We start from the raw sequence: 12,011 nt of genomic DNA on the forward strand, positions 1-12,011 counted from the left end.
ACCTGCAATGCAAAAATTCGTATTTCCACATTTTTAAAGGCATAGTCCACGGAAGAGAGATTATTCTAAATAATTTAAGTACATTCATTTAGCCCTAATGTAGCATTAGTTTCCACCAGGACTTAGTAGAACAATCAACAATCTAATTTTAGTTAAGCCTCAGTTTTTGTTAATCAATTAAAATTTAATCGCGATGAGTACAAATCGACTATTGCATTGTGCATTACCACTTATGATGTTGTTCATTGTAACCGCATGCCAGAAAGACCAGAAACTTATTAATGTGCGGAATGCCTCCCTGAGCCGTACGCAGCAAGACAGGCAGTTCCTTATTATTGCCAAAGAAGGCGTTAAATTAGACGCCATCTCTGAAAGCCTTACACAATTAGGGGTTAAGAAATTTAAACTGAAAGAAGCTATCCAGGAATTAGGCCTGATCCGTGTGCAGACACCGGACCCTTCTTTCCCTGATAAAGCAAGAAAAATTGCAGATGTAGAGTCTGTTGTAGTAGACGTAGTGATGAACTTCCGCCTGCCTACCAAAACATTCCGCTCAGATCTTACTTATAAAGGTGGCAGTACACAATCTGCCAATGCTAAAGCCAGCGCCGCAGCAGTAAGTAATCCTTACAGCTTCCTGCAATGGGGCCTGCAATCAGTAAAGGCTCCGGAAGCCTGGCAGAAAGGCTACAAAGGTAATGGCGCCAAAGTAGCTGTACTGGATGGCGGCTTCCTGCTGAACGAGCCGGATATCGCTCCTAACATCATTTTAAGCCACAGCTTTGTAGAAGGCGAAGAGGTGCAGTATCACGGAGCAGCAGGTTTCAGTCATGGTTCTCATGTGGCTGGGACCATTGCCGCACTCGATGATGCCTATGGCGTAGTAGGAGTTGCTCCTGCAGCAAAACTGATCCTCGTAAAAGTATTGGGAGATGGAGGAAATGGTTCTTTCGGCAGCATCATCGACGGTATATTCTACGCAGTTAACCATGATGCAAACGTAATTAATATGAGTCTTGGCGGAGAACTGCCACGTAAAACTTACACCGATGATAATGGTACCCCGGACGATCCTTCCGACGATTATGTAGTAGAGTATAACAAAGACGTGAAAGACCTGATAAAAGCTATCAACAGGGCAACATTATGGGCTACGCTCAACGGTACTACTGTAGTAGCTGCTGCTGGTAATGATGCCTATAACTATGATCAGGAAAAGAGATTTATCACTTATCCTGCTGCTGCATTAGGTGTATTGTCTATTTCCTCTAATGGCCCGCTGGGCTGGGGTATCAACCAGGATACTACTTTATATGTGCCTTCTATCTTTACCAACTACGGTAAGGCGTTTATTTCCTATGGCGCTCCGGGTGGTAACTACGCTATTCCTATCAATACGACCGTAGTAAATGTTGGTGGTATTGTTAACTATGAATACGTATTTGATTTCGTATTCAATATCGGGTACTGGGATGAGGCTTCCGATACTTACTATTACGGATGGGCAGCGGGTACCAGTATGGCGGCCCCTCATGCCACTGCTGTCATCGCATTGCTGTATGGTAAATACCCCAAGATAAATCCTTTACTGGTAGACCTTATATTAAGACAATCTTCCAGTGATTATGGCGCTCATGGTAAAGACGCTTATTTCGGAAACGGAGAAGTAAATGCCGGAAAAGCAGTTGGATTTTAATTAAACTATTTCTTAGAAGGGGTTGTCTGTTATAAACAGGCAACCTTTTTTTTATTTCAGACTTCCTATCTTTGCGGACCTAAATACAGCAGGATGGGATTGAAGCGGAGTATGCGCATCTCCAGATATATTATTTACAGAGAAACCCTGGTCGACAATAAAGAGCATCTGTGGTCATTCATAGGGTCGTTCACAGGCATCGGGCTGATAGCCTTTATCCAGAGTCATCTGTTGACGCACAATGATAACCTTTTCCTGATAGGTTCTTTTGGGGCTTCCTGTGTATTGGTATACGGAGCTATTGAAAGCCCGCTGGCACAACCACGCAACCTGCTGGGCGGCCATGTCGTGTCTGCGCTGATTGGCGTTACCGTTTTCAAAATATTCCCTGATATTATCTGGATAACAGCTCCGCTGGCTGTTTCTCTTTCTATCGTAATGATGCAGATCACCAAAACCTTACACCCTCCTGGTGGCGCCACCGCACTGATAGCTGTGATAGGTTCCGCAAAGGTGAAAAGTCTTGGTTATCTCTATGTTTTATCTCCCGTTCTATCCGGTGCAGTTATTCTATTACTGGTAGCACTTGTCTTTAATAATATCACCTCACATAGAAAATATCCTGCAAAAAGGCCCGCCAGGGTAAAATTAGTTAGAAGAAGGTTTAAGGCGAAACGCGGATAACAGGTAATAGAATGCGCCAAATGCTGCATATCCGGCCAGACTGGTAATTCCCATCTTAGGATCATGTGCAAGAATGATAAAGGAACTTCCACCGATAATTGACTGTCCTCCACTGATGATCATAGGCCATTGTCCACCCAGTTCTTTACGGCGTCTCAGCGCTAATATCAACTGAATCAGACCGGTTAGTATCGCCCATATGCCAAATACGATCAGCGCTTCGGGAACACCGTGCTGTAATGCCAATGCTACTGCGATAGTAGTAATTGTACTGATAACAGCGTTGATATACTGAGGCGTTTTTGATGAAGGCCCTTTGTTGGCGCGGATATCCAGAAAAGTGCCGAATACGTCCCAGGCAGGATAGATGATGAGGAGAATGCTGGCCATTGTGAAGTTGGATGCAGCAAAAATGGCTATTAAGATGACCCATATCACAGAAAATGCAGCACGGGTGAAATAGAGTTTGCGTAAAGCAGCAGAAAGAGTCATGGTCTTTAAGTTTTTTGTTAAAACAAAAGTCTGTACAAATAACTACAGAGATTTTAACCCAGGTTAATATTGCAATAAATAATAACCCTGCTTTTTACTACCATTATAAAGACCTGTATGAGATACGTAAAAAGTGTAGATAAGTTCAGGATAATAAGGACAGAGATATAGAGATCCGAACGATCTCTATTATCAGACTATATCTTCTGAAAATCATTAGAAGCTATCAGATACCATTCTCCATCCAGTTCCAGTACATCACCCGGGGCCACAGAGCGGGTACCATTGGCAACAACTGCTTCAGGACGTACTTCGGGGAGTTCTGTCCAGGGAAGATCTGAGTTCTGGCATAGTTCGAAGGCTGCTCTAAGGTCAGCAACTTCCACATCAGCAATGTGCTGAAGGTTCTCCACCTTTATTGTTTCGCTGGTCATGGGAGAGGCCAGTGTATAATCGGGGTTGAAATAGACTCTTACCATGATATTCAGGCAGCAAAAATAAGACCATTGTATTCAATGTCGTTTTAGTTAAGCTCCGTTAGGAGCGACGTGTTTGTAGAAGACAGATAAGATAACAAAACAGAGACTCCGTAGGAGTCCCCTAAGATCAGCCATCAAGGGGACTACGGAGTCTGTTAAAGAGGATATAAATATTGCTACAAACACGGGGCTCCTAACGGAGCCTATCGTGTTTTGTTATATATACAGCGCTTATCTAAACGATATTGTATTGTATTAGTAAATTTTGTAAGTTCGATAGATGCAAAGGATTTTAGTTTTACTGTTTTTCTGCCTGCCATTGGCAGCTGCTGCACAGCAAGCCGTTATTAAAAGTAATGATAGCCATATTCACTATGTGGGAAGGGTGGCGGTAAAAGAGGATGCTGCTGAATTAACATGGACAGGCACCGCTGTGAAGATAAATTTTAACGGCACTGGTGTGAAAGCTATTTTAAAAGATGAAAAGGGAGAGAATACCTTTAACGTGATCGTGGATAATAAAGTAGTAACGGTTATTCATCCCGATAGCAGCAGACAGTCATATACCCTGGTGAGTGGCCTGCCAGCCGGTAAACATAGCCTGGAACTGTTCAAAAGAACAGAGTGGGCGATGGGCAAAACCTGGTTTTACGGGTTCTCCCTGGAGGGAAATACCAGTATACTGGCGGCTCCTGCCATCAAAAAAAGAAAGATCGAGTTTTATGGTAATTCTATTACCTGCGGATATGCGGTAGAGGATACTACAGGTAAGGACAGGGGAACAGCCCCTTACGAAAACGGATATATCAGTTATGCCGCTATTACGGCCAGACACTTTGACGCAGAATATTATGCCATCGTTAAAAGCGGAATAGGTGTACTGGTTAGCTGGTTCCCGTTAATCATGCCGGAAATGTATGATAGACTGGACCCTGACGATGCGAACAGTAAATGGGATTTTTCCAGGTATACCCCGGACCTGGTCGTGATCAACCTTTTCCAGAACGATGCCTGGCTGGTCATGAAGCCCGAACATGAACAGTTTAAAGCCCGTTTCGGAGAGAAAGCTCCTGGTGCAGCGCAGATCATCGTCGCTTACCGTAACCTCGTTAGATCCATCCGGACGAAATATCCAAAGGCAGCTATTATCTGTGCCTTAGGGAGCATGGACGCTGCAAAGAAAGACGCTCCCTGGTACGGCTATATCCAACAGGCAGTAGCCGGATTAAAGGATAAACGCATCTACACACATTCCTTTGGTTTTAAAGGAACTGGCGGGCATCCCAGCGCAGCAGAACAGGTGGCCATGTCAAAAGATCTGATCCGTTTCATCGATCAGAAAATAAAATGGTAGTTTCGCAAGGTGAAAAATGTCTTTTTATTTTTATTGCTGATAACGATGTTTTCCTGTACTGGCGCTACGCCACAGGAAAAGGCGGAGCATAGTGTGGAAATGTATATGCCTTCGTATTTAGACTTTCCTAAAAGCTACGAAGGCATTGAGTTTGAAAAACTGGAGAAAGACAGCCTTACAGGGAATGCCTGGCATATCAGTCATATGTACCGCTCTAAAAATAAGAAAGGGGAGATCGCAGTAGCCCAGCGTGTATTCTTCCTGGATACTTTATTCCAGGTAAAGAAAGTAATGACGCTAAAAGAATACAGCGATCTTATTGCCCCCAAAGAATGATCATTTAAAATTGCCCTTGAACGCCTGTTTGAATTCCAGAAACTCAGGAATAGATACATTACGTACGTAAGAGTTATCCGGATGCAGGGAGATATATTCCTGGTGATATTTCTCTGCCGGATAAAACTTTGTAAAAGGCGTTACTTCCGTTACGATCGGATCATGGTATTTCTTTGCATCCGTTAACCTTTTTATCTCTGCTTCAATCACCTGTTTTTCCCTTTCATTACGGTAGAACGCAATGGAACGGTATTCCGTACCTACATCGTTTCCCTGATGGTTTAGCTGGGTAGGGTCCTGACTGGCAAAAAAGGCTGCCACCAGGGTAGGGTAGGATATCTTGGTAGAATCATAATATACCTGTACAGTTTCAGCATGCCCGGTCCCTCCGCTGGCTACCGTTTCATAATCAGGATCGGTATAATTGCCGCCGGCATAACCCGACACTGCGTCCCGTACCCCGACCAGGCTCTGGAACACCAGTTCCGAATGCCAGAAACAACCCTCTGCAAATGTTGCAACTGCTTCATTTTTAGCATGTTTTACGTTATGATCACCCACCGGTATCTTAAAATTCTGGCTCTGAGAAGGCCCACAGGCACTACACATCGCCACTATCAGCATTAAGTAGATCTTCATATCATTAATTTTTAGCGTTTACAGGAGCTTTGCCTCCTTCCGGAACAAAAATCAACGCACCTGAATTCAGGCAATAGCGTTTTCCGGTAGGGGCCGGTCCGTCATCAAATACATGGCCCAGGTGAGAGCCCGTTTTACTGTCTACCACTTCCCATCTCTCCATCCCGTCGGAGTCATCCAGTACCAGTCGCACTGCATCCGGGTCTATAGGCGCATAAAAGCTGGGCCATCCGGTACCGGAGTTGAATTTGGTGACAGAACTGAATACCGGTTGCAGGGAAGCAGCGGAGTAGTAAGTGCCTTTTTGGTAAAAATGGTCGTATTTCCCTGAAAAGGCCCGTTCAGTGCCCTTTTCCCTTAAAATATAGTACTGGTTCCCCGATAAACGGGCTTTCCACTCTTTCTCCGTGTACCGTACCGGGTAAACCGTTTTGCTGTTCGCCTTTGGCGGATCTGGGTATTTCTCTTTAATCTGAGCATAGCAGCCACTGGAAATCAGTATAGCCATGATCATCAATCCAATTTTCATAATAAATGTTTTAGATGTGATTATTTGCGTAGATCAGGGAGGCTTTAATTCTACGTTAAAGGTCATAACTATGACAGAGAAAGGTATCACGGAAGTATAACAATTGATTTAAAAGGTGTAAGTTTGCAGACTTCCCATTAGATTACTAACATTACTCCCATTAAATAACTTATTGTAAAACAAGCAATTGTATCTGCTATGCGGTCGCGTGCACGGAATTCCACGGATTTCTCTGCCAGCCTCAGCAAACAGGCAGAATGAACTATGTAAGAATTTAATCAGATAAATATATGGATAAGCTTAAACTGAAATTACAGGAATACTATCAGCACTGCCAGCAGCAGGAAACGCGCACTAAAACGGGCAGGAAAGCTGCCGGACGGGTAGCTGCGCCGGAGATGGAGAATGATATTCTGCTACAGTTTGGCTTGCCTACCTCCAAACGGTTTGTGCAGATTTTACATGATTTTGTGAGTCACAGCCAGGTAAATGATCATCTGCTGGATTATGTAAGTAAGAAATTAAAGGAGGCAGCCCGTAAGTACCTGCTGGCCCCGGTGGTGTCTGATATAGATCAGCTGGGACAGGCAAGGGAACAAAAGCGGAGCCCGTACGACCTGTTACCGGAGTTAGGCTACCCGGTGAATGAGTATGCGATTTTCCTGGTAGGGGAGTTGTTATACCGCCGTAATATGCCCGCTGCAGATATACTGGATGAGATGAAAAAGGTACAGCATGCTGATAGCTGGAATGATGTGCTGTTACTGAGTAAGATCATCCATTATACGACACATGAGCTGTATGCTATTGTGAAACAGCAGGACCTGCGTTTTGTAGACGAGTTCGTGCAGTACACCCGCAGACAGGATACTTCCAAAGCGCCTAATAAAAAGGCCACGCCTGCCACTGAAGGATATACGCCAAACTTCCGCTCTGTCACCAAAATAGAGGTAGAGGATATCGTATTTGATGAACAGGATACACCCAGCCTGGTCGGTAAACTGAAAACCGGTTCCCGCTTTAGTAATATAACCGTGATACTGGAGTTTACAGCCTTAACACAGGTGTTGATGAGTGCAGGTGAACTGGGAGCAGAAGTAAACAGTTTTATTAAAAAGAAACTGGCAGATACAGGAAGAGAAAGACCCACGGTAATAGATATACGTGCAGAGTTCGGACAACAACTGATCCTGGACAACTGTTACCTGGAAATTTACAAACCACAGCACAGACACGGACAGAAATGGGTAGAGGATAAAGACAATTTGTTCTTTGTGGAAAAGATCCTTTCTAAAAAGGAATTTGAGAAGAGAAGCAAGGAGGTGGAAGTGAAGCAGAAGATACAGGAATGCCTGGAACTGATAGGTAGCTCTTACGGCTCTTACCAGCGGCTGCGCCGCCTGGGCATTACAGATGAAGAAGCCAAGCTGCGTGCAGGTTTACAGGATGAATTGCTATTTAAGTTATCTACGTATCTACATAAGCTGAAAGATTAAAAAAACAAATGAAAAGTAAAAAGGGTTCCGGTAATACCGGAGCCCTTTTTTAGTTGGTTCTTGATTGTTTAGCAGTAGATGAGTGTACTTGTCCCCTTGAAATATTTTTATTCAATCGGTAAGGAGTGATAAACCCTGACCCCCAAGCTCTCACAGCTTACGTACGAAGTGAGAGGCCTGGAAGTTAAGGACAACGTGCTTTGCTTTTATCAGTACAAACTTAGTTTTTAAAACGCTTTTTATTGTTAATTCGATGTTAAAGAATTCATTTTTATTAGGTTAGAAAATCCAGCCTGCGTATGGCTGGTCCCGTTATAATTATTATAACAGAAAAAGGCCATAGTTCGGAAGAACCATGGCCTTTTTCTGTATACTATATTTGTCGGTATGTTATTAGTAAAGCTGCTCTATATGTCCCAGCGTGCCATCTTCGCCCATTCCTTCAACTACCACACGGAAGCGTCTTGTGAAGTCATTGTTGAAGAAGGAGATTTTAGCAGTATGTGTTAAAGTATCAGCCACCAGGTTTGGATTCCAGTAAAGAGTGAGCCTCTTATCCTGTAAGATGTGAATGTCTTTACGCACGGTATAATCAGGTGCATAGAATTCTTTCACGATGTTGTATCCTCCTTTCCTGTATTTATCAAAGCCACGGGTATCGATATCAGCCCTGCTATCGCCACCACGTCTTAAGTAAACCGCAATTGCACCGCTGCTTCCTCCGAAACCACCTACGAATGTAGGACGGAGCACCTTGATGTAAGCCACATCACTGATGCTGATGTTATTCAGCATATTGATATCTGTAGGCATTTCATTCAGGAACAGTACGGGAGCACCACCACGCCATGTAAGAGCAGGTTTGGTAACATCGGTTGTGTTGATAACAAGACCGGATACTTTTGACTGCAGGTACTGGAAGATAGTGAATGCACTTGGTTCATCCTTGGTAAGGTCAAAACCCTGACCATCACCCGCAGAGAACATACCTGTTGTGTAACGGTCTCCTGTGCTTTGTGCCCTTCTCAGGCGTTTTTCACGAACGTTCACCTCTTGCAGGAAGATTGGTTTCTGCTGGATAGATTTGTTTACTGCATTGCTTTCAGACACGGTAGCCAGGAAGGTGCGCAGTACGGTATTGTCGATTACGGCCGGCTCTCTGAAAGGATAAGGCATTGTAACCGGGGTGTTCTTATCAAAGAAATGCGGTTCGAACTTCACGTCCACGTCTTTCCATGTTTTGTTCGGATCGTTTGCACGGTAGAATACGTTGATAGTATCCACAAATTGCAGACGGTCTACAGCAAACTCACCTTTATCATTGGTAGTTACAGAAGAGAAACCGGTAGAAGTATCGATTGGCTGTTTCAGTACGAAGTCTATTCTGCCGTTTGCCAGTGGTACAGTGCCTTTATTGGTAGTAGCAATACCTTTCAGCAACAGACCCTGTTCGTAAGGGTATTTTATATCCGGTAAGTAGTTATGCAGGATCTTCTCCCAGCTAAACCTTCTCCAGCCGTTTGTCATCATGATCAGGTCCAGGTTACTAAGTGTAGCCGGGTCCATGTCTTTGAAATATTGTGAGGGATTCGCAATGTAACCTTTAATGTCGGAAGTCAGTAACAGATTGGATAGGATATTATTCTCGTCTTCATCTTTTACTACCTGGTCAGCGTCGGTGATAGAAACGGACAGGCTAGTCAGCAAAGTATCAGGTACTTTCAGCTCCAGTACATTCTTTTGTCTTGGTTGCGTGTTGATCGTAGTGTTCTGGATGGCAATAGGCAGCGCATCAGCTTTTCTTACGAATGCCAGCCTTTCAGCCAGCGGTAATCCTTCACTGTTGAAGATAGTGAACTGCAGGATACCGGAAGGAAGGTCTTTCGTTGGTACGAAACCGCTTATCTGTCCTTCAGCAGCATTCAGTTTAGCCTTGTATACCACGTGCTGCTGCATCTGTGCAACAATCATCATGTTATTATATACAGGGTTGTCTTTGGTAGCTGGTAAGGTCTGGTAGAATACGCGGGTACCTTTGTTGAAGATTTTCAGTCCTACGCCAGCGGTTTTCACTGTTGGCAGCAGTACTGTTTTTTGTCCCTTATTAGTTTGCACCAGTGCTTTGTAGGTTTCCCCCGCAACAGGTGTCAGTTCAAACATGCCCATCCCATCATGCGTTGTTTTAACCAGGGCAACTGTTTCACCTTTCAGATTCTGCACGATACCATTCACTTCGGAAGGATAACCGTTCTGATCGATAGACTTGAAAGCCACACGGCCCGCAACTCCAGCTATCAGGTTACCGCCTTCAGGGAAGAATTGTACAGAGAAATCGCTGGTGGTTTTTGGAGCACCCGGCTGCACACTGTTCTTGGAAGGGTCAAAAATCTCGATGTTCTTGTAATACAGGAACTCTGCATCAAAGTTGAGCATCCAGGCGGTGTAAGCACGTACCTGGTATTGCCCTGCTTTAATAAGTTCAGGAATTTCGAATGCGCCGGAAGCTGTACCGCCACCGATCGATAATAACTTTTTCATTGCTACGTTGCCGGATCTGTCAACCAACTCTACATACAGGTTTGTAGCAGAGAGGGATGGCTGGCCTTGTAACAAAACGTACGCTTTGAACCACAAGGTTTCTCCGGCAGCATAATAATCCTTGTCCAGTTGCAAGTAAACTTTTTCCTGGGGGAAGCGTTTGCTGTACTGCTCCAGGGTTTGAGTTATCTTATCCTGCCACTCGTCTGCGGGATAAAATGCAAGGGCAGCTGTTATACCCATCAGACAGACTGGGAGCAGCCACTTTAAACCGTTTCTTTTTTTAGATAATCCAGATTGCATGTGGAACAATTATTTGCGACAATATAGTATCAAAAAATATAATATGCAAAATAGTATGAAAAAATAATATATGCAAATAATGTTATTAATTATTAACAAATTAGGGTGTGAAATCTTTGAATTATTATTGCAAAATAAGTGCGAGTTACGCATAGGCGTGAAGGCACGGTTGAAACTAACATGATGATAAACAAGAGATTAGTTGTAATTGGCGGTGGAGCGGCCGGTTTTTTTTGCGCAATTAATGCCGCAAAGTTATTTCCCGCATTGGAAATCAAATTAATAGAGAAAAGCAACAAATTACTCTCAAAAGTAAAAATATCAGGTGGAGGTCGTTGTAATGTCACCCATAATGCCCCCGACCTCATATATATGTCTAAACATTATCCGAGGGGACAGCATTTTGTTAAAAAGGCATTTAGCCGCTTTTTTGTGCCCGATACCATAGAGTGGTTCCGGGAAAGAGGGGTAACCCTGAAAGCGGAACCAGATGGCCGCATGTTCCCCGATACGGACAGTTCCCAGACGATCATCGACTGCCTGCTGAAAGAAGCAGATAAATACCGCGTAAAGATAGAGATGAGCACCGCTGTTACCGCTTTAACACAGGCGGGCAACGGCTGGAAGGTGAGCTTACAGGATGGCAGCGTATTAGAGGCCGACTTTGTATGTGTGGCTGCCGGTGGGTATGCCCAGGCGGATAAGTTCTCCTGGTTACAGGCTACGGGCCACAAGATCGTAGCGCCGCTGCCTTCCCTGTTCACATTCAATATGCCGGGCAACCCTATTACAGAACTGATGGGGGTGAGTGTGCCGGAAGCACATATAAAGATCGCCGGTACCAAACTACAGGAGAAAGGACCGCTGTTGATCACTCACTGGGGGATGAGCGGTCCGGGCGTATTACGCCTGTCTGCCTGGGGGGCGCGTGACCTGGCACAGATGCAGTACAACTTTACGGCGATCGTGAACTGGCTGCCGGCATTTAATGAGAACAGCCTGCTGGAAGAAATGAAGGAGTTGCGCTTTTCCATGGGCGGACAAAAAATGCATACCAAAAATCCGTTTGGATTACCACAGCGGTTATGGCACTTTTTGTTGTTACAGGCCGGTTTACCGGAGGAAGTTCGCTGGGCAGATGCACCGGCGAAGGATGTGAACAAACTGGTGAAACAGCTGGTAGTAATGGAATGTACAGTAAAAGGGAAAACAACGTATAAAGAAGAGTTTGTGACCTGCGGGGGCATACAGTTATCGGAGATAGATCCTGCCACCATGGAAAGTAAACTGGCTCCCAATCTTTATTTTGCGGGGGAGGTGATGGACGTGGATGGTATTACCGGTGGTTTTAATTTTCAACATGCGTGGACCAGCGGATGGATTGCGGCTAATAGTATCAGCTCTAAACAGGGGTAAAAGGATAAAGGGCATTTTGCTATGGTTGTATATAACAGAACGCCCTTTA

At 44.4% G+C, this 12,011-nt stretch carries 11 protein-coding genes; 6 read left to right on the forward strand and 5 right to left on the reverse strand.

What is annotated here, in order from left to right; all coding sequences use genetic code 11:
- Positions 1–193 precede the first annotated feature (193 nt).
- Positions 194–1,696, forward strand: a complete 1,503-nt coding sequence (locus GO495_RS13995; RefSeq protein ID WP_157300323.1) for a S8 family peptidase — start codon at positions 194–196, stop codon at positions 1,694–1,696.
- Positions 1,697–1,789: 93 nt separating this feature from the next.
- Positions 1,790–2,380, forward strand: coding sequence for an HPP family protein (locus GO495_RS14000; protein WP_157300324.1), 591 nt, complete (start codon positions 1,790–1,792; stop codon positions 2,378–2,380).
- Here the strand turns inward: GO495_RS14000 and GO495_RS14005 are convergent.
- Together GO495_RS14005 and GO495_RS14010 are read right to left on the reverse strand one after the other, a co-directional pair.
- Complete coding sequence (locus GO495_RS14005) at positions 2,345–2,872, reverse strand: DUF308 domain-containing protein (protein ID WP_170302679.1); 528 nt, start codon at positions 2,870–2,872, stop codon at positions 2,345–2,347. The genes GO495_RS14000 and GO495_RS14005 overlap by 36 nt on opposite strands.
- 197 nt (positions 2,873–3,069) lie before the next feature.
- The gene (locus GO495_RS14010) at positions 3,070–3,351 is read right to left on the reverse strand and encodes a hypothetical protein (protein WP_157300325.1); all 282 of its coding nucleotides are present in this window, start codon (positions 3,349–3,351) and stop codon (positions 3,070–3,072) included.
- 280 nt (positions 3,352–3,631) lie between these two features.
- Here GO495_RS14010 and GO495_RS14015 point away from each other — a divergent pair, with 280 nt between their 5' ends.
- Both GO495_RS14015 and GO495_RS14020 read left to right on the forward strand, forming a co-directional pair.
- Positions 3,632–4,705 (forward strand): SGNH/GDSL hydrolase family protein, encoded by a 1,074-nt coding sequence (locus GO495_RS14015; RefSeq protein WP_157300326.1) that lies wholly within the window; start codon positions 3,632–3,634, stop codon positions 4,703–4,705.
- A gap of 9 nt (positions 4,706–4,714) precedes the next feature.
- On the forward strand, positions 4,715–5,041 hold the full coding sequence (locus tag GO495_RS14020; protein ID WP_170302680.1) for a hypothetical protein: 327 nt from the start codon (positions 4,715–4,717) through the stop codon (positions 5,039–5,041).
- Here GO495_RS14020 and msrA read toward each other — a convergent pair whose 3' ends face one another.
- Both msrA and msrB read right to left on the reverse strand, forming a co-directional pair.
- Positions 5,042–5,680 (reverse strand): peptide-methionine (S)-S-oxide reductase MsrA, encoded by a 639-nt coding sequence (gene msrA, locus GO495_RS14025; RefSeq protein WP_157300328.1) that lies wholly within the window; start codon positions 5,678–5,680, stop codon positions 5,042–5,044.
- 4 nt (positions 5,681–5,684) lie between these two features.
- The gene (gene msrB, locus GO495_RS14030) at positions 5,685–6,209 is read right to left on the reverse strand and encodes a peptide-methionine (R)-S-oxide reductase MsrB (RefSeq protein ID WP_240915220.1); all 525 of its coding nucleotides are present in this window, start codon (positions 6,207–6,209) and stop codon (positions 5,685–5,687) included.
- Between the two features lie 290 nt (positions 6,210–6,499).
- Here msrB and GO495_RS14035 point away from each other — a divergent pair, with 290 nt between their 5' ends.
- On the forward strand, positions 6,500–7,705 hold the full coding sequence (locus tag GO495_RS14035; protein ID WP_157300329.1) for a hypothetical protein: 1,206 nt from the start codon (positions 6,500–6,502) through the stop codon (positions 7,703–7,705).
- Positions 7,706–8,098: 393 nt separating this feature from the next.
- On the opposite strand, the gene GO495_RS14040 is transcribed toward GO495_RS14035, so the two are convergent.
- Complete coding sequence (locus GO495_RS14040) at positions 8,099–10,546, reverse strand: MG2 domain-containing protein (RefSeq protein WP_157300330.1); 2,448 nt, start codon at positions 10,544–10,546, stop codon at positions 8,099–8,101.
- A gap of 183 nt (positions 10,547–10,729) precedes the next feature.
- Here GO495_RS14040 and GO495_RS14045 point away from each other — a divergent pair, with 183 nt between their 5' ends.
- A complete protein-coding gene (locus tag GO495_RS14045) occupies positions 10,730–11,962 on the forward strand; it encodes a BaiN/RdsA family NAD(P)/FAD-dependent oxidoreductase (protein WP_157300542.1) in 1,233 nt (410 codons plus the stop codon).
- Positions 11,963–12,011: the final 49 nt, after the last annotated feature.

The organism is Chitinophaga oryziterrae (assembly GCF_009758125.1).
Lineage (GTDB): Bacteria > Bacteroidota > Bacteroidia > Chitinophagales > Chitinophagaceae > Chitinophaga > Chitinophaga oryziterrae.